General features: G+C 69.0%; 22 protein-coding genes. 10 read left to right on the top strand and 12 right to left on the bottom strand.

Going from position 1 to position 20961, the window contains the following annotated elements:
• Positions 1-28: 28 nt before the first annotated feature.
• On the bottom strand, positions 29-601 hold the full coding sequence (locus ACFUO4_RS33660; protein WP_383491934.1) for a DUF6461 domain-containing protein: 573 nt from the start codon (positions 599-601) through the stop codon (positions 29-31).
• A gap of 154 nt (positions 602-755) precedes the next feature.
• Between ACFUO4_RS33660 and ACFUO4_RS33665 the strand changes: the two genes are divergently transcribed.
• Positions 756-2252, top strand: coding sequence for a glycosyltransferase family 87 protein (locus ACFUO4_RS33665; RefSeq protein ID WP_383491936.1), 1497 nt, complete (start codon positions 756-758; stop codon positions 2250-2252).
• A 111-nt stretch (positions 2253-2363) separates the two neighbouring features.
• Here ACFUO4_RS33665 and ACFUO4_RS33670 read toward each other — a convergent pair whose 3' ends face one another.
• The 3 genes from ACFUO4_RS33670 to ACFUO4_RS33680 all read right to left on the bottom strand — a co-directional run bounded on the left by ACFUO4_RS33670 (position 2364) and on the right by ACFUO4_RS33680 (position 5077).
• The gene (locus ACFUO4_RS33670) at positions 2364-3395 is read right to left on the bottom strand and encodes an alanine racemase (protein ID WP_059194382.1); all 1032 of its coding nucleotides are present in this window, start codon (positions 3393-3395) and stop codon (positions 2364-2366) included.
• Positions 3396-3460: 65 nt separating this feature from the next.
• Positions 3461-4582 (bottom strand): peptidoglycan bridge formation glycyltransferase FemX, encoded by a 1122-nt coding sequence (femX, locus tag ACFUO4_RS33675; RefSeq protein WP_059194383.1) that lies wholly within the window; start codon positions 4580-4582, stop codon positions 3461-3463.
• A 180-nt stretch (positions 4583-4762) separates the two neighbouring features.
• Positions 4763-5077, bottom strand: coding sequence for a hypothetical protein (locus ACFUO4_RS33680; RefSeq protein ID WP_079307524.1), 315 nt, complete (start codon positions 5075-5077; stop codon positions 4763-4765).
• 264 nt (positions 5078-5341) lie between these two features.
• On the opposite strand from ACFUO4_RS33680, the gene rpsF reads away from it, so the two are divergent.
• From rpsF to rplI, 4 genes are all read left to right on the top strand, one after another.
• A complete protein-coding gene (gene rpsF / locus ACFUO4_RS33685; RefSeq protein WP_005482942.1) occupies positions 5342-5632 on the top strand; it encodes a 30S ribosomal protein S6 in 291 nt (96 codons plus the stop codon).
• 81 nt (positions 5633-5713) lie between these two features.
• Complete coding sequence (locus ACFUO4_RS33690; protein WP_194078746.1) at positions 5714-6307, top strand: single-stranded DNA-binding protein; 594 nt, start codon at positions 5714-5716, stop codon at positions 6305-6307.
• Positions 6308-6386: 79 nt separating this feature from the next.
• On the top strand, positions 6387-6623 hold the full coding sequence (gene rpsR / locus ACFUO4_RS33695) for a 30S ribosomal protein S18 (protein WP_003949403.1): 237 nt from the start codon (positions 6387-6389) through the stop codon (positions 6621-6623).
• An 18-nt stretch (positions 6624-6641) separates the two neighbouring features.
• A complete protein-coding gene (gene rplI / locus ACFUO4_RS33700) occupies positions 6642-7088 on the top strand; it encodes a 50S ribosomal protein L9 (protein ID WP_059194386.1) in 447 nt (148 codons plus the stop codon).
• 159 nt (positions 7089-7247) lie between these two features.
• Here rplI and ACFUO4_RS33705 read toward each other — a convergent pair whose 3' ends face one another.
• The gene (locus tag ACFUO4_RS33705) at positions 7248-8585 is read right to left on the bottom strand and encodes an MATE family efflux transporter (RefSeq protein WP_383491939.1); all 1338 of its coding nucleotides are present in this window, start codon (positions 8583-8585) and stop codon (positions 7248-7250) included.
• A gap of 458 nt (positions 8586-9043) precedes the next feature.
• Here ACFUO4_RS33705 and dnaB point away from each other — a divergent pair, with 458 nt between their 5' ends.
• On the top strand, positions 9044-10516 hold the full coding sequence (dnaB, locus tag ACFUO4_RS33710; RefSeq protein ID WP_383491941.1) for a replicative DNA helicase: 1473 nt from the start codon (positions 9044-9046) through the stop codon (positions 10514-10516).
• 61 nt (positions 10517-10577) lie between these two features.
• Positions 10578-11963 carry a serine hydrolase domain-containing protein gene (locus ACFUO4_RS33715; RefSeq protein WP_383491943.1) on the top strand — a complete coding sequence of 462 codons (1386 nt, stop codon included), beginning with the start codon at positions 10578-10580 and terminating at the stop codon, positions 11961-11963.
• A gap of 52 nt (positions 11964-12015) precedes the next feature.
• Here the strand turns inward: ACFUO4_RS33715 and ACFUO4_RS33720 are convergent, their stop codons facing one another.
• Together ACFUO4_RS33720 and ACFUO4_RS33725 are read right to left on the bottom strand one after the other, a co-directional pair.
• Positions 12016-12468: a GNAT family N-acetyltransferase gene (locus ACFUO4_RS33720; RefSeq protein ID WP_383491945.1), complete on the bottom strand. Its 453-nt coding sequence runs from the start codon at positions 12466-12468 to the stop codon at positions 12016-12018.
• Between the two features lie 9 nt (positions 12469-12477).
• Positions 12478-12936, bottom strand: coding sequence for a MarR family winged helix-turn-helix transcriptional regulator (locus tag ACFUO4_RS33725; protein ID WP_079307516.1), 459 nt, complete (start codon positions 12934-12936; stop codon positions 12478-12480).
• Positions 12937-13078: 142 nt separating this feature from the next.
• On the opposite strand from ACFUO4_RS33725, the gene ACFUO4_RS33730 reads away from it, so the two are divergent.
• Positions 13079-14299 carry an MFS transporter gene (locus tag ACFUO4_RS33730; protein WP_383491947.1) on the top strand — a complete coding sequence of 407 codons (1221 nt, stop codon included), beginning with the start codon at positions 13079-13081 and terminating at the stop codon, positions 14297-14299.
• An 88-nt stretch (positions 14300-14387) separates the two neighbouring features.
• On the opposite strand, the gene ACFUO4_RS33735 is transcribed toward ACFUO4_RS33730, so the two are convergent.
• A complete protein-coding gene (locus tag ACFUO4_RS33735; RefSeq protein WP_383491949.1) occupies positions 14388-15254 on the bottom strand; it encodes a GNAT family N-acetyltransferase in 867 nt (288 codons plus the stop codon).
• A 221-nt stretch (positions 15255-15475) separates the two neighbouring features.
• Between ACFUO4_RS33735 and ACFUO4_RS33740 the strand changes: the two genes are divergently transcribed.
• The gene (locus ACFUO4_RS33740) at positions 15476-16108 is read left to right on the top strand and encodes an HAD family phosphatase (RefSeq protein WP_079307512.1); all 633 of its coding nucleotides are present in this window, start codon (positions 15476-15478) and stop codon (positions 16106-16108) included.
• A 163-nt stretch (positions 16109-16271) separates the two neighbouring features.
• The gene (locus ACFUO4_RS33745; protein WP_383492257.1) at positions 16272-17609 is read left to right on the top strand and encodes a globin domain-containing protein; all 1338 of its coding nucleotides are present in this window, start codon (positions 16272-16274) and stop codon (positions 17607-17609) included.
• Positions 17610-17624: 15 nt separating this feature from the next.
• Here the strand turns inward: ACFUO4_RS33745 and ACFUO4_RS33750 are convergent, their stop codons facing one another.
• From ACFUO4_RS33750 to ACFUO4_RS33765, 4 genes are all read right to left on the bottom strand, one after another.
• Positions 17625-18107, bottom strand: coding sequence for an NUDIX domain-containing protein (locus tag ACFUO4_RS33750; RefSeq protein WP_079307510.1), 483 nt, complete (start codon positions 18105-18107; stop codon positions 17625-17627).
• 88 nt (positions 18108-18195) lie between these two features.
• Positions 18196-19101: a LysR family transcriptional regulator gene (locus ACFUO4_RS33755; RefSeq protein WP_383491952.1), complete on the bottom strand. Its 906-nt coding sequence runs from the start codon at positions 19099-19101 to the stop codon at positions 18196-18198.
• A 228-nt stretch (positions 19102-19329) separates the two neighbouring features.
• Positions 19330-20469, bottom strand: a complete 1140-nt coding sequence (locus tag ACFUO4_RS33760) for a cystathionine gamma-lyase (RefSeq protein ID WP_383491954.1) — start codon at positions 20467-20469, stop codon at positions 19330-19332.
• Complete coding sequence (locus ACFUO4_RS33765) at positions 20466-20957, bottom strand: low molecular weight protein-tyrosine-phosphatase (protein ID WP_383491956.1); 492 nt, start codon at positions 20955-20957, stop codon at positions 20466-20468. Before ACFUO4_RS33765 ends, ACFUO4_RS33760 begins: the two co-directional genes overlap by 4 nt.
• Positions 20958-20961: the final 4 nt, after the last annotated feature.

The following is a 20961-nucleotide window of genomic DNA, read 5'->3' on the forward strand; positions in this document are numbered from 1 at the left end:
CGCCTTTCATGCTCAGGCTGACCGGCGTTCAGACGGTGACCCTGGTACCGATCAGCTCGCCCTTCTCGACAGGACTCCGCGGGAGGGCGAGACCGAAGGCCTGCTCGGCGACGGCCAGCATGGCCAGTCGGGTGTTCACGTCCTCGGTCTCCAGCGACATCAGACCGACGCGCTCCATATGAGGCAGCAGGAAGTCGCGGTCGGTTCCCGACCGGATATGAGGCGTGTCCGCGTCGAAGCGGCAGACGACGTTCCCATCGCGCGCGTAGGTCAGCATTTTGGTCGCCTTCGCCGTGATGGCCACGACAACGGCTTCAGTGCCGGCGGAAACCCTGCAGACGACGGCGCTCCTGCCGCCGTGGCTTCCCCAGCTCTCCACTCCGAAGACCCAGTCCCCGGATTCGCCGAAGCGGACGACCGGTCCGGCATCGCGGTCCCCGAGCTCCAGCTGCTCGGCCTTGACACGGGTGAGAGGAGAAACGGAACGTGGGTCGCCACCCATGCGCGTCACCAGTTCATTCTTTGTCAGTGCACGTGCGAATGTAACGGAAAAACCCAGTTTGAAGACGTCTGGCAGCCACTGGATGCCGTCGTTGGTCATAGTTTCCCCAGGGGGCGCTGTGAGTCTGGCTCCCCCCTGAGGGAACTCGTCGGAGATCCACGATGTCAAGTGATCCTGGCCCGTGACCGACGGCCCCGGGCGGGAGGCGCCGCGGGTTTTCCGGTCGTGCGCCCACACAGCCACGTACGGCAGGATGACCCCCATGACGAGCGTGCGCGACGAGCGAACGGTGCGGCCGACCAAAGAGGACGAGGTCGCCACGACCGGCAGTGAGCTGATCGGGGGCCCCATCGGGCGGCTCGCACTGCTCGGGACGTCCTGGTGGACCCCCGTGCGGGTCATCGCGCTCGTGGCGATCGGCATGTTCGCCCTCGGCCTGATCCAGAAGGCGCCCTGCTACAACGGCGGCTGGTTCTTCGGCGCCAGCTCGCAGTACACGCACGCCTGCTACTCGGACATCCCGCACCTCTATGCGGGGCGCGGCTTCGCCGACGGGCTCGTGCCGTACTTCGACAAGCTCAACGGCGACATGGAGTACCTCGAATACCCGGTGCTGACCGGTGTGTTCATGGAGGTGGCCGCCTGGCTCACGCCGGGCAGCGGCAGCATCCAGGACCAGGAGCAGTGGTACTGGATGGTCAACGCCGGGATGCTGATGGCCTGCGCGGCCGTCATCGCCGTCTGTGTGACCCGTACGCACGCCCGGCGCCCCTGGGACGGTCTGCTGGTCGCCCTGGCGCCCGCTTTCGCGCTGACGGCCACCATCAACTGGGACCTCCTGGCGGTCTCCCTGACGGCCGCCGCGATGCTGATGTGGTCCCGGGGCCGTTCGCTGGCGTTCGGCGTCCTGCTGGGCCTCGCCACGGCCGCCAAGCTCTACCCCGTCTTCCTGCTCGGCCCGCTGTTCGTACTGTGCTGGCGCGCCGGCAAGTGGCGGGACTTCGGGAAGGCGTTCGGCGGTGCCGCGGTCGCCTGGCTCGTCGTGAACCTTCCGGTGATGCTGCTCGCCTGGGACGGCTGGGCGAAGTTCTACGAGTTCAGCCAGGAGCGGGGCGTCGACTTCGGGTCCTTCTGGCTGATCCTCGCCCAGAACTCGTCCGACCCGCTGACCACCGACACCGTGAACACGCTCGCCACGCTGCTGGTCCTGCTGTGCTGCGTCGGCATCGCCGCGCTCACCCTGACCGCCCCGCGCCGACCGCGCTTCGCCCAGCTGGCCTTCCTGATCGTCGCGGCCTTCATCCTCACCAACAAGGTCTACTCGCCGCAGTACGTCCTGTGGCTGGTCCCGCTGGCGGTGCTGGCCCGGCCCAAGTGGCGGGACTTCCTGATCTGGCAGGCGTGCGAGGTGGCGTACTTCCTGGGCATCTGGATGTACCTCGCGTACACGACCAGCGCGGACGCCCACAAGGGTCTGCCCCAGGAGGGCTACCACTGGGCCATCGGCCTGCATTTGCTGGGCACGCTGTACCTGTGCGTCGTCGTCGTACGCGACATCCTCATGCCGGAGCGGGACGTCGTACGACGAGCGGGCGACGACGACCCCTCGGGCGGTGTGCTCGACGGGGCGGAGGACGTGTTCGTGCTCGGCCCCGCCGCCCATCCCCCGCGGCACGCGGCCCACTTCGCGGGCCCGCAGGTCGAGTGGGGCGAGCGCGGAGACTCCCCTTCCGGGGGTAGTTCGCTCTGAGCGAACGGGGGTTGATGCCCCCCGGCAGAACCAAGCGAAGGCCGTACACGGGCAGTCCGTGTACGGCCTTTCGGCTGTCTGCTTACGGCTTCTCAGGTGGCCGTACGACCCTCAGCGGTCGACGATCCGGTCGAACTGCGTGGTGGTGTGCCGCAGATGGGCCACCAGCTCTTCGCCGACCTTCGGCTCGGGGGCGTCGGAGGGCACGAACAGGATCGACACCTGCATGTGCGGCGGCTCGGCGAACCAGCGCTGCTTGCCGCCCCAGACGAACGGAGAAAGGTTCCGGTTCACCGTGGCCAGGCCCGCGCGGGCGACGCCCTTGGCGCGCGGCATGACGCCGTGCAGGGCCTTCGGGGCCTCCAGGCCCACCCCGTGCGATGTACCGCCCGCCACGACGACCAGGAAGCCGTCCGAGGCGGCCTTCTGCTGCCGGTAGCCGAAGCGGTCGCCCTTGACCACGCGCGTGACGTCCAGGACGGCCCCGCGGTACTCGGTGGCCTCGTGGTCCCCCAGCCACAACCGCGTGCCGATCCGCGCGCGGAAGCGGGTCTGCGGGAACTGCTGCTGGAGCCGGGCGAGATCCTCGGCCTTGAGGTGGCTGACGAACATGGTGTGCAGCGGCAGCCGGGCCGCGCGCAGGCGGTCCATCCAGCCGATGACCTCCTCGACGGCGTCCGAGCCGTCGGTGCGGTCCAGCGGCAGGTGGATGGCGAAGCCCTCCAGGCGGACGTTCTCTATGGCGGCGTGCAGCTGCGGCAGGTCCTGCTCGCTGATGCCGTGCCGCTTCATCGAGGACATCACCTCGATGACCACTCGTGCACCGACGAGGCCGTAGACCCCGTCGATCGACGACACCGAGCGGATGACGCGGTCGGGCAGCGGGACGGGCTCCTCGCCGCGCCGGTACGGCGTCAGCACCAGCAGGTCACCGCCGAACCAGTCCTTGATGCGCGCGGCCTCGTACGTCGTGCCGACGGCGAGGACGTCCGAGCCGAGCCGCGTGGCCTCCTCCGCCAGCCGCTCGTGCCCGAAGCCGTAGCCGTTGCCCTTGCAGACCGGGACGAGCCCTGGGAACTGGTCCTGCACGTGCTTGTGGTGCGCACGCCAGCGCGCGGTGTCGACGTAGAGCGTGAGCGCCATGGCCGGACCTGGAACCTTTCTCGTGGCTGCGGTGTATCAGAGGTATGAAAGCGAATTGTGGCGGCTCAGCGACGCGACATGTAGATGTCGAGCGCCTTGTGGAGCAGCTTGTTGAGCGGGAAATCCCACTCGCCGAGGTACTCGGCGGCCTGACCGCCGGTGCCGACCTTGAACTGGATCAGACCGAAGAGGTGGTCGGTCTCGTCCAGCGAGTCGGAGATGCCGCGCAGGTCGTAGACGGTGGCGCCGAGCGCGTAGGCGTCGCGCAGCATCCGCCACTGCATCGCGTTCGAGGGCCGGACCTCACGGCCGATGTTGTCGGAGGCGCCGTAGGAGTACCAGACGTGCCCGCCGACGATCAGCATCGTCGCCGCCGACAGGTTCACGCCGTTGTGGCGGGCGAAGTAGAGCCGCATGCGGTTGGGGTCCTCGGTGTTGAGGGCCGTCCACATGCGCTGGAAGTACGACAGCGGGCGGGGCCGGAAGTGGTCGCGCACAGCCGTGATCTCGTAGAGCCGCTGCCACTCCTCGAGGTCGTGGTAGCCGCCCTGGACGACCTCGACTCCGGCCTTCTCGGCCTTCTTGATGTTGCGGCGCCACAGCTGGTTGAAGTTCTTGTGGACCTCTTCCAGGGACCGGTTCGCCAGCGGTACCTGGTAGACGTACCGCGGCTGGACGTCACCGAAGCCGGCGCCGCCGTCCTCACCCTGCTGCCAGCCCATCCGGCGGAGCTTGTCGGCGACCTCGAAGGCGCGCGGCTCGATGAAGTCGGCCTCGATGTCGCGCAGCCGCTTCACGTCCGGGTTCTGGATGCCCGCCTTGATGGAGGGAGCCTCCCAGCGCCGGATGATCACCGGCGGGCCCATCTTCACGGAGAAAGCGCCCTGGTGCTTGAGGTGGGCGAGCATCGGTTCCAGCCAGTCGGTCAGATTCGGCGCGAACCAGTTGATGACCGGGCCCTCGGGCAGATAGGCGAGATAGCGCTTGATCTTGGGCAGCTGGCGGTAGAGGACGAGGCCCGCACCGACCATCTCGCCAGTCTTGTCGTCGAACCAGCCGAGGTTCTCCGAGCGCCACTCCGCCTTGACGTCTGCCCAGGCCGGAACCTGCATGTGGCTCGCCGACGGCAGGCTCTGGATGTACGCCAGATGCTGCTCGCGGCTGATCGTCCTCAGGGTCAGGCTCATTCGGGGCGCTCCTCGGGCTGGTGTGTCCCCATGGGTACAGGGGCTCCGGCTCTCGCGCCGAAGCCTACTGCGCCTTGCGAGCGCCCCGTCTGGGCGTACGGAACCTGCGCCCCGGCTCGAAGGGCCGCCGAGGTGTTCCGTGGTGCTTTGGGTGATGTGAAGAGGGCGGTGCCCCTGGCGTCAGCTGATCACTCCGCCGAACAGACCGCCGTGGGCCATGCCGAGGAAGAAGCCGACCGCCGAGGCGCCGAGACCGAGGATCAGTCCGAAGCGCTCACGGGTCGTCTCCGAGATCCACTGGCCGTACGCGCCGGTGCAGATCCCGACCAGGCCGGTCCAGGAGCTGAGCAGGTGCAGGTTGTGGAACATCGCCGTGACGAACGCCGTGATGCCCAGCACCAGGGTCACCGCGAGCAGCGTGTCCTGGAGGGGGTGGGGTTTTCCGTCCGTGGCGAAGAGGCCTCCGACGGTGTTGGGTCGCATTGCCTGTGCCATAGGGCACCTCCTGCGGAAGGCGGCGCATCGTAGCGCCATACACACCCGATGTGTACAGATTGTCGCCGTCGGCGGCCGGATTTCAACCGGAAGCCGGTGTGCGGGTAGTCTGTACCGTCTGCACTGGTGTCTGCCCATGCCACGACCGGGACTACCGCGAGGAAGCCCCGATTGTCAGTGGCGGCCGATACCGTTGCGTACGCATCACAACCCTCCTGCCACGGAACGACCGTGGCCGCTGAGTCCAAAGGAGGTGGGTTCCACATGCGTCACTACGAGGTGATGGTCATCCTCGACCCCGATCTGGAGGAGCGCGCTGTCGCCCCCCTGATCGAGAACTTCCTCTCCGTCGTCCGTGAGGGCAACGGCAAGGTCGAGAAGGTCGACACCTGGGGCCGTCGTCGTCTCTCGTACGAGATCAAGAAGAAGCCCGAGGGCATCTACTCGGTCATCGACCTGCAGGCCGAGCCTGCGGTCGTCAAGGAGCTCGACCGCCAGATGAACCTGAACGAGTCGGTCCTCCGGACCAAGGTCCTCCGCCCCGAGACCCACTGAGCTCTCCCGCTCAGCTGATCTCGGGATTCGAGTAGCAGCACCACAAAGCAGCCAGCAGCAAACCCGCCGAGAGGTTCCCCCATGGCAGGCGAGACCGTCATCACGGTCGTCGGCAATCTTGTCGACGACCCCGAGCTGCGCTTCACCCCTTCCGGTGCGGCGGTCGCGAAGTTCCGTGTCGCGTCCACCCCCCGCACCTTCGACCGTCAGACCAACGAGTGGAAGGACGGCGAGAGCCTGTTCCTGACCTGCTCGGTCTGGCGTCAGGCGGCGGAGAACGTCGCCGAGTCGCTCCAGCGAGGCATGCGCGTCATCGTGCAGGGCCGGCTGAAGCAGCGGTCCTACGAGGACCGTGAGGGCGTCAAGCGCACGGTCTACGAGCTGGACGTCGAGGAAGTCGGCGCCAGCCTGCGGAACGCCACGGCCAAGGTCACCAAGACCGCCGGCGGTGCCGGCCGCGGTGGCCAGGGTGGTTACGGCGGCGGTGGCGGCCAGGGTGGCGGCGGCTGGGGTGGAAACTCCGGCGGCGGCCAGCAGGGCGGCGGCGCTCCTGCCGACGACCCGTGGGCGACCGGCGCTCCCGCCGGTGGCCAGCAGGGCGGCGGCGGTGGCGGCTGGGGTGGAAACTCCGGCGGCGGCGGTGGCGGCGGCTACTCGGACGAGCCCCCCTTCTAGACCTTCGGGCCCGGTTCCCGGGCTTGATCGGTCGAGGGCGGGTCGTACCCAAACTTCTTGATCACACAGGAGAAACACCATGGCGAAGCCGCCTGTGCGCAAGCCTAAGAAGAAGGTCTGCGCTTTCTGCAAGGACAAGGTCACGTACGTGGACTACAAGGACACGAACATGCTGCGGAAGTTCATTTCCGACCGCGGCAAGATCCGTGCCCGCCGCGTGACCGGCAACTGCACGCAGCACCAGCGTGACGTCGCCACGGCCGTCAAGAACAGCCGTGAGATGGCGCTGCTGCCCTACACGTCCACCGCGCGCTAAGGGAAGGGTGACCGACAAATGAAGATCATCCTCACCCACGAGGTCTCCGGCCTCGGTGCCGCCGGCGACGTCGTCGACGTCAAGGACGGCTACGCTCGCAACTACCTGATCCCGCGGAAGTTCGCTATCCGCTGGACCAAGGGTGGCGAGAAGGACGTCGAGCAGATCCGTCGCGCTCGCAAGATCCACGAGATCCAGACCATCGAGCAGGCCAACCAGATCAAGGGCCAGCTCGAGGCCGTCAAGGTCCGTCTGGCCGTTCGCTCCGGCGACGCCGGTCGTCTCTTCGGTTCCGTCACCCCCGCCGACATCGCCTCCGCGATCAAGGCTTCCGGTGGCCCCGAGGTCGACAAGCGCCGCATCGAGCTGGGCTCGCCCATCAAGACCCTGGGCGCCCACGAGACGTCCGTGCGTCTGCACCCCGAGGTTGCCGCCAAGGTCAACATCGAGGTCGTCGCGGCCTGATCGCTGCGCTCGGTTTGAGTAGTCGTGAGAGGGGCCGTACCCGCATCGGGTACGGCCCCTCTTGCTTGGCTGTTTCACGTGAAACACGTTCGCCCGCGACGTTTCACGTGAAACACCGCAGAACCCGGCACCCCGCTCGAGCATGTTTCATGTGAAACGTCAGCGGGTGGCTCCCGTGACGATCCAGCGTCCCGACCGGGCGCGCATCCACAGCGTCAGCATGCGGACCGCCATCATCAGCGTCATGGCTCCCCACAGGGCGGTGAGACCTCCGCCGAGTGTCGGGACGAGCAGCGCCACGGGGGTGAAGACGGCCAGGGTCAGCACCATCGCCCAGGCCAGATACGGGCCGTCGCCCGCCCCCATCAGCACACCGTCCAAGACGAAGACGATCCCGCAGATCGGTTGTGAGAGTGCCACGACGAGCAAGGCCGGCAGGGCGGCGTCCTTCACGGCGGAGTCGCTGCTGAACAGCGGTAGGAACGCGGGCCGGGTCACCACGACCGCCAGGCCGAGGATGACTCCGACCGCGATGCCCCACTGCACCATGCGGCGGCAGGCCTCGCGGGCGCCCTGCGCATCGCCCGCACCGAGATAGCGGCCGATGATGGCCTGCCCCGCGATGGCGATCGCGTCCAGGGCGAAGGCGAGCAGGCTCCACAGGGACAGGATGATCTGGTGTGCCGCGATGTCCGCGTCGCCGAGGCGGGCCGCCACCGCCGTGGCGATCATCAGGATCGCGCGGAGTGAGAGGGTGCGGACGAGAAGGGGGACACCGGCCTGGGCCGAGGCCCTGATGCCTGCCGCGTCAGGACGCAGGGAGGCCCCATGGGCACGCGCCCCGCGTACGACCACGGCCAGATAGACGGCGGCCATGCCGCACTGGGCGATCACGGTGCCCCAGGCGGAGCCGGCGATGCCGAGGTCGGCTCCGTAGACGAGGACTGCGTTGAGGGCGGCGTTGGTGACGAAGCCGCCGATGGCGACGTACAGCGGCGTCTTCGTGTCCTGCAGGCCGCGCAGGACGCCTGTGGCGGCGAGGACGATGAGCATCGCCGGGATGCCGAGGGACGAGATCCGCAGATAGGTGGTCGCGTAGGGGGCGGCGGTGTCCGAGGCGCCGAAGAGCTCCACCAGGGCGGGTGCCGTGGGCAGCACGACGGCGATGACCGCGGCGCCGAGCAGGAGGGCGAGCCAGATGCCGTCCATGCCCTGGCGGATGGCGGCCTGAAGGTCGTCGGCGCCGACCCGCCGGGCGACGGCCGCGGTGGTGGCGTAGGCGAGGAAGACGAACACGCTGACCGCGGTCGTCAGGAGGGCCGAGGCGACGCCCAGACCGGCGAGTTGTGCGGTGCCGAGGTGACCCACGATCGCGCTGTCCGCCATGACGAAGAGGGGCTCGGCGACAAGCGCGCCGAAGGCCGGAACGGCCAGTGCGACGATCTCTCGGTCGTGCTGTCGACGTGCGGCGCGCGAGGTCGCGGGAGCGTGTGTCATGAGCATCAATCTAATCGTCCACAGGTAATAGATGCAATTGATTAGTGACCCTTACTCGAAGTCTTGTGCCGCGCGCTTGTGGACGTCGCGAGGCCTGATCTTGGTCCGACTGAGAAAGTTTTTCTTCTGCACAGCCGGTGGACGGGAAGTGTGCAGGTCAGGGCGGTTCCTTCGAGAGGAGGGCGAGCTTGTTCACAGGCCTGTCCACCGGGTCGTGCACAGGTTTCGCCGAGTTCTCCACAGCATCGGGGCCGTCGTCCACATGGCCTGTGGATAACCAGATTGGCTGACGGTGCCGACAGGCCTACCGTGGTCCGGCGCCCGCTCCGTCCGTCGGCCCGAAAACCATCACAAAACCGACGCGCCGCAAACGGAGTTGGGCCTCTTATTTGTCAGTGCCGTGCCGTAGAAAGAGAGGCACGGCGAGGTCCGCTCGGCGGACGGGAGGAGGTGGCTCGGTGAGCATTTCCGAGCCCTTGGACGATCCGTGGGCCGACAGCGGTCCCAGTGATCGCCTGCCTGCCTCGCGCCGACGCGGCGACGCAGGCCGGGGCCGCGACGAGCAGCACGACCGCGGCCGGGAGAACGGTGAATGGGACGGTGGGGGCTCGTCGTTCGAGCGTGTGCCACCGCAGGATCTCGACGCGGAGCAGTCCGTGCTCGGCGGCATGCTCCTGTCGAAGGACGCCATCGCCGACGTCGTCGAGGTCATCAAGGGCCACGACTTCTACAAGCCGGCCCACGAGACGATCTTCCAGGCGATCCTCGACGTCTACGCCAAGGGCGAGCCGGCCGACCCCATCACGATCGCCGCCGAGCTGACCAAGCGCGGCGAGATCAACAAGGTCGGCGGCGCATCGTATCTGCACACCCTCGTACAGACGGTCCCGACGGCGGCGAACGCCGAGTACTACGCGGAGATCGTCCATGAACGAGCGGTGCTGCGACGGCTGGTGGAGGCCGGCACGCGCATCACCCAGATGGGATACGCGGCCGACGACGACGTCGACGAGATCGTCAACCGCGCCCAGGCCGAGATCTACGCGGTCACCGAGCAGCGCACCAGCGAGGACTACCTCCCGCTCGGCGACATCATGGAGGGCGCGCTCGACGAGATCGAGGCGATCGGCTCCCGCACCGGTGAGATGACGGGTGTGCCGACCGGCTTCACGGACCTCGACTCGCTCACCAACGGGCTGCACCCCGGCCAGATGATCGTCATCGCGGCCCGTCCCGCCATGGGTAAGTCCACGCTCGCGCTCGACTTCGCCCGGGCGGCGTCCATCAAGAACAACCTGCCGAGCGTCATCTTCTCCCTCGAAATGGGGCGCAACGAGATCGCGATGCGTCTGCTGTCGGCCGAGGCGCGGGTGGCCCTGCACCACATGCGGTCCGGCACCATGACGGACGAGGACTGGACGCGTCTGGCGCGCCGGATGCCGGAGGTCTCGGCGGCGCCGCTCTACATCGACGACTCCCCGAACCTGTCGATGATGGAGATCCGTGCGAAGTGCCGTCGGCTCAAGCAGCGCAACGACATCAAGCTCGTGATCATCGACTATCTCCAGCTGATGCAGTCCGGCAAGCGCTCCGAGAGCCGTCAGCAGGAGGTCTCGGACATGTCGCGAAACCTCAAGCTGCTGGCCAAGGAGCTGGAGGTCCCGGTGATCGCGCTCTCGCAGCTGAACCGTGGCCCCGAGCAGCGCACGGACAAGAAGCCCCAGGTGTCCGATCTGCGTGAGTCCGGCTCCATTGAGCAGGACGCCGACATGGTCATCCTGCTGCACCGCGAGGACGCCTACGAGAAGGAGTCGCCGCGCGCGGGCGAGGCGGACATCATCGTGGGCAAGCACCGTAACGGCCCGACGGCGACGATCACGGTCGCCTTCCAGGGCCACTACTCACGCTTCGTGGACATGGCCCAGACCTGAGCCGCCCGGCCCGGGCGGAATGAACTCGACGCCCGGGTACCTGGCGGGGTGGACTGGGGCCATGACGACATCTCAGGAACTGCTGCTTCCCGGCACGCGTCGTGCCCTGTTGCACCGGATCGCCGTGGCGCAGGCCGAGGGACGGGCGCCGTCGTTGGTCGCGGCGGTCGTGCGGGACGGCCGGGCCGTCTGGCACGGCTCACGGACCTCGGTGGACGGCCACGGCCCGGACGAGAACGTCCAGTACCGGATCGGCTCGATCACCAAGACCTTCACCGCCGTGCTGGTGCTGAGGCTGCGTGACGAGGGACTGCTCGACCTCGGCGACCCCTTGGAGAAGCACCTTCCGGGCACCGGCGCGGGGGAGGCGACGATCGCCGAACTGCTCGCGCACACGGCCGGGTTGGCTGCCGAGGCACCCAGCCCGTGGTGGGAGCGGACCCCGGGGGCCCTGCGTCCCGAGTTGTCCGACGTTCTCGGCGAACAGCCCTTCCTGCATCCGGCCGGCCGCCGCCATCACTACTCGAACCCCGGCTACACCCTGCTGGGCGCTCTGGTGGAGAAGGTGCGCGGCGCCTCATGGGAGGAGGTCCTGCGGCGTGAAGTGCTCGAGCCCCTGGGCCTGGACCGCACGAGTGCCCATCCGTCGGCCCCGCACGCGGGCGGCTGGGCCGTGCATCCGTGGGCCGATGTGATGCTGCCGGAACCCACCGAGGACCTAGGAAGGATGGCGGCGGCGGGCCAACTCTGGTCCACCACCGACGACTTGGCCAAGTTCGCGGCCTTCCTGGCGAAGGGGGACGACCGGGTGCTGAGCGCGGAGTCGGTGCGGGAGATGCGCACGCCCGCCGCACCGGCCGAGGCCGCCGATGTGGTCGACGGCGCCACTTACGGTCTCGGGATGCAGATCCAGCACCGGGACGGCCGGCTGCTCGTGGGGCACTCCGGTTCTCTGCCGGGGTTCCTGGCGAATCTCACCATCAGCGTGGCGGACGATGTCGCTGCGGTGGTGCTGGCCAACTGCACGTCCGGCCCGGCACTGTCCGCCGTGGGCGCCGACCTGGTCCGGATCGTCGCGGACGCCGAGCCGTGCTTTCCCGAGCCGTGGCGCCCGCTGCCCGAAGTCGACGCGGACGTCCTGGAGTTGGCGGGTCAGTGGTACTGGGGCACCCATGTCTTCGCCCTGCGGCTCACCTCCGAGGGGGGCGTCTCGATGGGGCCGCTGTCCGGCGGCGGCCGACGCTCGCGCTTCCGCGCCAACATCGACGGCACCTGGACCGGGCTGGAGGGTTACTACGCCGGAGAGCTTCTGCGGGCCGTACGGCGGCCTGACGGCAGCGTGAGCCATCTGGACCTCGGGTCGTTCGTGTTCACGCGTGAGCCGTACGACGAGGGGGCGCCTGTGCCTGGTGGGGTGGACCCGGAAGGGTGGCGCGGCATCGGTTGAGCGATGCGCGGGCCTGTTTCACGTGAAACAGGCCCCCGCCGCTGTGTGGAAGTCAGAGCGGCAGTTTGAAGCCCACGTGCGAGGCCTCGAAGCCCAGTCGCTCATAGAAGCGGTGGGCGTCGATGCGGGTGGCATCAGAGGTCAGCTGCACCAACTGGCAGTTCTGGCGCCGGGATTCCTCGATGGCCCATTCGATGAGCTGGGTTCCCAGTCCGCTGCCGCGCTCATCGGCATGCACACGGACGCCTTCGATGATGGACCTGGTCGAGCCGCGCCGGGACAGCCCGGGAATGATCGTGAGCTGAAGGGTGCCGACGACACGGCCCTCGCGGACGGCGACGACCAGATGCTGGTTCGGGTCGGCGCTGAGCCTTTCCAGCGCGGTCAGATAGGGCGCGAGGTCGTCCGGCGACTCGCGCTGCGCACCCAGCGGATCGTCGGCGAGCATGGCGACGATCGGGGCGACGTCGTCGGCACCGGCGGCGCGTATTTCAAGATCTCCCATGCCGTCAGCCTATGCGGGCACCTTCAGCGACTCGACGACCTTCACCAGAGGTTCCAGCTCGGGGTTCTTGGCCGCTTCGTCCAGTGCCTCGCGCAGGGCGGAGTCATTGGTCGGTCGCGCCTCCTCCAGCAGAGCCAGGCCTTCCGCGGTGACGTTGGTGTAGATGCCGCGGCGGTCGGTGGGGCACAGGTACCGGGTCAGCAGGCCGCGGTCCTCCAGACGCGTCACCAGTCGGGTGGTGGCGCTCTGGCTCAGCACGACCGCGTCGGCGACCTGCTTCATCTGGAGGTGCCCGCCGTCGCCGTCGTGCTGCCGGCTGAGGACGTCGAGCAGGGAGTACTCGCGCACGCTGAGGTCGTGCCGGGCCTGGAGGGCCCGCTCGATGTGGGCCTCGATCCTCCCGTGCAGCAGGGAGAGGGCGCACCAGCCCTGGGCGAGGGCGGTGAGTGCGGGGTCCGTCGCTGTCATTGGCGCTTCCTTCGTCCCGGAACGGCTGAAACCAGGATAGGGCAGGCCCGCAATAGCCTGCGCTTGCAATTAGCGCGCGTCTGCAAGTATTGTCATCGAACGTAAAGCGCTCATGCAATCAACCGGGAAGGTGCAGACCTCCATGCCTCTCGCGCTCCTGGCCCTCGCGATCGGGGCCTTCGGCATCGGAACCACCGAGTTCGTGATCATGGGCTTGCTGCCCGAGGTCGCGGGCGACTTCGGTGTCTCGATCCCCACGGCCGGCTTCCTGGTGACGGGCTACGCGCTCGGCGTCATGTTCGGTGCCCCGCTCATGACGGTGCTCGGCACCAAGGTCTCCCGCAAGCGCATGCTGATGGCGCTGATGGGCCTGTTCATCGTCGGCAACCTGCTCTCCGCCCTCGCCCCCGCCTTCGGCGTCATGCTCATCGGCCGGATCGTCGCCTCGCTCGCCCACGGCGCCTTCTTCGGCATCGGGTCGGTCGTCGCCGCCGACCTGGTAGCCCCGGACAAGAAGGCCGGCGCCATCGCGATGATGTTCACCGGCCTCACCGTCGCCAACGTGGTCGGCGTGCCGCTGGGCACCCTCGTCGGACAGACCGTGGGCTGGCGCGTCACCTTCGCCATCGTGGCCGCCCTCGGCGTCCTCGGCCTGGCAGGCATCGCCAAGCTCGTCCCCGACATGCCCAAGCCCGAGGGCGTGCACCTGCGCCACGAGCTGGCCGCCTTCAAGAACGCCCAGGTCCTGCTCGCCATGGCGATGACCGTGCTCGGCTTCGGCGGCGTCTTCGCGGCGATCACCTACATCGCACCGATGATGACCCATGTCACCGGTTTCGCCGACGGCTCGGTCACCTGGCTGCTCGTCCTCTTCGGGCTCGGCATGGTCGGAGGCAACCTCGTCGGCGGCAAGTACGCGGACCGCGCCCTGATGCCCATGCTGTATGTCTCCCTGGGTGCTCTCGCGATCGTCCTCGCGCTGTTCACCGTCACCGCGCACAACAAGGTGCTCGCGGCCGTCACGATCGCGCTCATCGGCGCCCTCGGCTTCGCCACCGTCCCGCCGCTCCAGAAGCGCGTCCTGGACCAGGCACACGGCGCCCCGACGCTCGCCTCGGCCGTGAACATCGGCGCCTTCAACCTCGGCAACGCGCTGTCCGCCTGGCTCGGCGGCCTGGTCATCAGCGCGGGCCTCGGCTACACCGCCCCCAACTGGGTGGGCGCCGCCCTCGCCGCGGGTGCTCTGGGCCTCGCTGTTCTCTCGGCGGCCCTGGAGCGCCGGGACGACAGGTCCGGCACGCCCAGCGCGGTCGTCGCCGGAGCCGTGCCGACGGCCGAACAGCGAGCCGCCGCTCACCACTGATCCGAGACGGAAGCGTCGGTCCCACGAGGAGTTCGGGGGGCCGACGCAGTCGTATGCCGGACCCTCTCACCCCGAGACCGGGGCCACCTCAGCCCGCCGCCACCGTTACCGGCGCGAACCGCCGGCTCCAGTCACCCGGCAACTCCGGGATGCCGTAGGTCATGACCGCGTTGTAGGCGACGGACTCCAGGCCGTGTGCCCGCGCCCACGCCAGCAGCTCTTCGTGTCGTACATCGATGTCGGTGCGCAGTGGTCGGTCGGTGTGGGCGGCGAGGGAGGCGATCAGAGCCTTCGCCGTGTCGGTGTCCCGGGCGACGAGCGGTCCCACCACGTGGGTGTCCATGTTGGGCCACGCGGCCGCGTACCCGATGATCCGGCTGTTCTCCTCCGCGACCCGCAGATGGTCGGCGAAGGCGGGGAGCCGCGTGACGATGTGGGTGCGGTCGGCGCCGAACACCTCTTCGTCGAGCCGGAGAATGGCGGAGAGGTCCCCACCGGTGGCCGCCCGTGTCACGACGGTGGGCCGGTAGCCGGCGGCCCTGAAATGCCCACGCACCATTTCCGCTCGCCCGGTGGCCTTGAAGCCGAGTTCCTCATAGAGGGGGCGGCCGTTGGGAGTCGCGTGCAGGGTCAGGGGCGTGGTGCCCATGGCCGCGAGCACATGGCGCATCAACCGGCGCCCGATCCCCTGGCGGGCGTGCCGTTCGGCGACCAGGACCATGCCGATGGCCCCCAGATCCGGGCGCTCCTGCGGTCCGTACTCGGTGACGACACAGGCACTGACGAGACCACCCTCGGGGTCGTCGATGCCGTATCCCGTCCCGGCGGCGAGGAGGAAGCCCCACTTGTGCTCCTCTCGCGGCCACCCCCGGTTCTCGGACAGGTCGGCGCAGGCGGCGAGATCGCGATGCGTCAGACGGCGGATGGGCAGAGCGGCGGGGGAAGGTGTCGACACGCAGGTCAGGCTGTCTGACGGGCACCCCTGACGTCCACCCGTTTCCAGGGAGAGGTACGAGCTTTTGGCCATGCCGTAGCCGCCTGCACAGCCCGGCGACAGCTGCCCGTTGTTTCACGTGAAACATGGGCGAACCGCAGGCAGCCGCCCCGTTCGCGACACCGCACGAAAGCCGACCGGGCAGCCTCGGGCCTCAGCCAACCCCGTTAGCCTCGGGTTCCATGGCCAGACTTCATCTCTTCGATCTCGACGGCACGCTGTTGCACGGCACCTCCGCTCCGGTCGAGATATCCCGGCAACTCGGCTTGGAGGCCGAGACCGTGGCCCTCGATCAGGCGGTTTCGTCGGGGCTTATCGAGCCGGCCGACTATGCGGCGCAGGTCTACACCCTGTGGGCGGATCTCACGGACGCCCATGTGACGGCCGCATTCGAGGGCGCGCCGTGGCTGGCCCGTATTCGTGAGGTCTGGGAGGAGATCCGGGGCAGCGGGGACTACTGCGCCGTTGTGTCGCTTTCTCCCTCCTTCTTCGTCGAGCGGCTCATGGCCTGGGGTGCGCATGCGGCATACGGATCGCGTTTTCCGGCCGTGCCGTTCACCGAGCCGGTGGATCCGGCCGGAGCGCTCAACGCCGCGGCCAAGGTGCTGATCGCCGATCGGCTGTGCGAGGAGTTCGGGGTCACCCGGGCTGAATGTGTCGCGTATGGAGACTCGTCGTCGGACAAGGACCTCTTCGGCGTGGTTCCGGTCTCCGTCGCGGTCAATGCCGACCGTCATCTGGCCGGTCTCGCGACCCACTCCTACGCGGGGAAGGACCTGTGGGAAGCCTATGAACTGGTGCGCCGCGCAAGGTAATTGCGTGCATCCATGATGCGCGCCCTTGCCTGTCCATGGGGACCGAGAACGAGGCGACGCAGCCTAACGCGACGGAGAGATCGAAGACCCGCATTTTCGGTTATGCGGCCGGGGTGTCCCCGCACGATGCGATGCTGCGCTGAGCGCGCTGCGGCCAATGAAGATGTTCGAGGCGAGGCACACCATGGACGCTCCGACCACCACATCGGCCGAGAACGGCACTTCCGGTGGCCGGGGCGGCTGGTTCACGCCGCACCAGCAGCCGGCGACGCCACCGGGCGACGAGCCGGCGTCTCCCGTGCCGGTCCCCGTGTCACCGGAGACGGCCGCGCCCGCCGAACAGTGCGTGCCCCCTCAGTGGGCCGCCCCCGCGAGGGCCCAGGAAACCTCCCCGGACGCGGTTCTCATCCGCAGGACCATGGCGGAGGTCGCCCCGGTCGCCGACAAGGTCACCTCGTACTTCTACGCCCTGCTCTTCGTACGCCACCCCGAACTGCGCTCGCTCTTCCCCGCGGCGATGGCCACCCAGCGGGACCGGCTGCTCAAGGCGCTGCTCACCGCGGCGGAACACATCGACAACAGCCCCGTCCTCGTCGACTACCTCCAGAACCTGGGCCGCGGCCACCGCAAGTACGGCACGCGTCCCGAGCACTATCCGGCCGTCGGCGAGTGCCTCATCGGCGCCCTGCACCAGTACGCCGAGCCCATCTGGGGCCCGGAGTTCGAGGCGGCCTGGGTCCGGGCGTACACGACGATCTCGCAGATGATGATCGACGCGGCGGCCGCGGACGAACGGCGGGCGCCCGCCTGGTGGTGCGCGGAGGTCGTGGCGCACGACCTGAGGACCCCGGACGTCGCCGTCGTCACCGTCCGCCCGGACCAGCCCTATCCCTTCCTCGCCGGGCAGTACGCCAGCCTGGAGACGCCCTGGTGGCCGCGGATCTGGCGGCACTACTCCTTCGCCTCGGCGCCCCGCTCCGACGGCCTGCTGTCGTTCCATGTGAAGGCCGTCCCCGCGGGCTGGGTCTCCGGCGCCCTGGTGCACCGCGCCCGGCCCGGTGACGTCCTCCGCCTCGGCCCGCCGGCCGGCTCGATGACCGTGGACCACACCACCGACAGCGGTCTTCTCTGCCTGGGTGGCGGCACCGGCATAGCGCCCATCAAGGCGCTGGTCGAGGACGTGGCCGAACACGGCGAGCGGCGGCCGGTCGAGGTGTTCTACGGCGCGCGCACCGACGTCGACCTGTACGACATCGACACGATGCTCCGCCTCCAGCAGTCCCACCCGTGGCTCTCCGTGCGCGCCGTCATCGATGAGCAGGCGCGCCTCCAGCTCCCCGACGCGATCCGCCGGTACGGCCCCTGGAAGGAGTTCGACGCCTATGTCTCGGGCCCGCCCGGGATGATCCGCAAGGGTGTGGACGCGCTGAGGGACAGCGGCGTCCCCTCCGAGCGCATCCGCCACGACTCGGTGGAGGAGCTCGTCGTCATCGGCGACTGAGTGCCCGCAGCCGCCTCATCCCAGGTCCGGCGCGTGCATGGCACGTACGCCCTCGATGTTGCCGTCCAGGTAGTGCCGCAGCGACAGCGGCACCAGATGGACGGAGGCGATCCCGACCCGGGTGAACGGCACCCGCACGATCTCGTACTCCCCGACGGGCTCGTCCACCTCGGGGCCGTGCCGCAGTGAGGTGTCCATGGACTCCAGACGGCAGACGAAGAAGTGCTGGACCTTCACTCCGCTCGCGCCGCCGTCCTCGCCGATGTGCTCCACGGTGTCGACGAAGCAGGGCACCACGTCGGTGATCTTGGCGCCGAGTTCCTCGTACACCTCGCGGTGCAGGGCGTCGACGACGGTCGTGTCGCTCGGCTCCACGCCCCCGCCGGGGGTGAGCCAGTAGGGATCCACACCGGGCTTGGTGCGCTTGATCAGGATCAAGTCGTCGCCGTCCAGGAGAACGGCACGTGCGGTGCGCTTGACCACGGGTCGGACGGTCATGGGTGAAATGTGGCCCGCTTGGTTCCACGTGAAACATCGCATGCGGTCATTGATCGAGTGCACCCGGTGACCCATGGAGAACCGCAGGTCAGCCCCAGTCGTCGGCCGCCCTCAGCAACCAGTCGTGGGCCCGTGCGACATGTGGCATGGCCAGGGTGCCGGTGCGGACCACCAGGAAGTACGTGCGCAGCGGTGGCACCGCGGGATGGTGCAGCGCGACCACGTCCCCCCGCTCCAGGGCCTCGGCGCACAGGTATCTGGGCAGCACCGCCAGCCCCGCCCCCGCCACCGCACAGGCCAGCACCGCACGCAGATCGGGGACGATGACCGTGCCCGGGGCGGCCGGACGGGAGTCGAAGACGGACGCCCAGTAGCGGGAGACGAATGGCAGTGACTCGTGCACCTCGACCACCGGGACGTCCTCCAGGGCGTGCGCTCCCTTGCGGCGCAGCAGGCTCGAGCCGATCTGCTCCGCCCGGCGGGGGGAGGCGACCAGGACGTGCACTTCGTCGCAGAGCGGAGTCGCCGTGAGCAGGGCGCCGCGTGGACGGGCCGTACTGATGGCCAGATCGTGATGCCCGGCGGCCAGCCCTTCCAGCGTCTCCTCGGCGTTTCCGAACGAAGCGCGCAGTGCGAAGCCCTGGCCGTCCTCGCCGGTCAGCTCGGTCAGCGCGGGCAGGGCCCGTTCCGCGGTGAACTCGGGTGGCCCGGCGAGGTGCAGGGTCCGTAAGGAGGACTCGTCGTCGAGGCCGGTCTCGGCGATCTCCACGAGGGCGTCCAGATGAGGCGCCGCCTTGTGGGCGAGCTCGTCGCCGATGGTCGTCGGGGTCACGCCGCGGGCCTGCCGCAGGAACAGGGGCCGGCCCAACTGCCGTTCCAGAGTGCGGATCTGCGAGGTCACAGCCGGTTGCGACAGACCGAGCAGTGCGGCGGCGCGGGTGAAGGAGCCGGCCCGGTGCACGGTCACGAAGGTCCGCAACAAGGCCAGATCCATGCCACGCCCTCCGCATCCGAGCCCTGTGCCGGCCCCCGGCCGGGCCCCAACTATAAATATGTCGATAGGTCTCTGTCGCTACTGTGATTGGACACTGACACAGAGTCAACTAGCCTTGTTCGCGCGGTTCTTCGCGCGCGGAACCGAGGACGGTCCGAGCCACGAGGGGGGAGGCTCGGACCGTCCGTTGTACGTAGCCGGACACCGACCGGCGGGTACGTGTACGGCTCAATCGGCCGACTCACGCAGGGCTCGCCGCACATCCGCCACCAGGTCCTCGGTGTCCTCGGCGCCGGCCGAGAAGCGGACGAAACCGTCCGGCACCGCGTCGCCGCCCCAGCGCCCCCGACGCTCGGCCGTCGAACGCACCCCGCCGAAGCTGGTCGCGTCGTCCACGAGCCGCAGGGCGTCGAGGAAACGCTCGGCACGCGCGCGCGTGGGCAGCGTGAAGGAGACGACGCACCCGAAGCGGCGCATCTGCCGCGAGGCGATCTTGTACGACGGGTCGCTGGGCAGCCCCGGGTAGCGCACTCCGAGTTCCTCGGGCCAGTCGCGCAGCGTCTCGGCGACGGCCAGCGCATTGGCGCTCTGCCGCTCGACGCGCAGCTGGAGCGTGGCGATCGACCGGTGCGCGAGCCAGGCCTCCATGGGACCGGGGATCGCCCCGACGAGCTTGCGCCAGCGTCGTACGGCCGTCATCGTCTCGGCGTCGCGGCCGCTGACGTATCCCAGCAGGACGTCTCCGTGTCCCGTGAGTTGCTTGGTGCCGCTCGCCACGGAGAAGTCGGCCCCGAGCTCCAGCGGGCGCTGTCCGAGCGGTGTGGCGAGCGTGTTGTCGACCGCGACGAGGGCACCACGCGCGTGGGCCGCGTCCACGAGCCGACGGATGTCGCACACGTCGAGCCCGGGATTCGACGGCGTCTCGATCCACAGCAGCCGCGCGCCCTCCAGCACGGCCGACTGGGCGTCCCCGCCCGTCGGCGCGGTCCGCACCTGGATGCCGTACGCCCGCAGCTGCTCATGGACCAGAGGCAGCGCCTGGTAGCCGTCGTCCGGCATGACGACCGCGTCGCCGGCGCGCAGCTGCGAGAACAGCACCGACGAGATCGCGGCCATGCCGGAGGCGAACACGAGCGTCTCGACATCGTCCTGCCCGGGAGCCTCCAACTCGCCGACGGCCCGTTCCAACAGGGTCCAGGTGGGGTTCTCGTCGCGGCCGTAGGTGTACGGCCCCTCGACGTCGCCCGGCAGATGGAAGTGAGCGGCGAAGACCGGGCCGGGAAGGGTGGGCTCGTTCTTGACGGGCTCGGGCAGCCCGGCCCGCACCGCGCGCGTGCCCTCCCCTGTGGTCCCGGTCGTCTCCGTCATGCCGCCTGTCCTTCCACGTCCTCACGTACGGCGTCGAGCAGGCTCGTGCTCGCCGTCTCCACCATCTCAAGGCACTCCTCGAAACCGTCCATGCCTCCGTAGTACGGGTCCGGGACGTCGAGATCGTCGCCCGCCGACGCGTCGTACGAGCGCAGCAGGCGCACCTTCGCCGCGTCCTCCGGCGTCGGCGCGAGGCGTCGCAGGGCCTTGAGGTGGCCGTGGTCGAGGGCGATGACGAGATCGAGGCGGGCGAACCACGACGGCTGGAACTGGCGGGCCGTGTGGGCGCTGTCGTACCCGTGCTCCTCCAGGACGGAGACGGTGCGCGGGTCGGCGCCGTCGCCCTCGTGCCAGCCGCCCGTGCCGGCGCTGTCGACCTCGATCCGGTCGTCGAGCCCGGCCTCCGCAACGCGGGCGCGGAAGACGGACTCGGCCATGGGCGAGCGGCAGATGTTGCCGGTGCACACGAAGCAGACGCGGTAGGTCATCCTC

This window comes from Streptomyces sp. NPDC057280 (genome assembly GCF_042668605.1).
GTDB lineage: Bacteria > Actinomycetota > Actinomycetes > Streptomycetales > Streptomycetaceae > Streptomyces.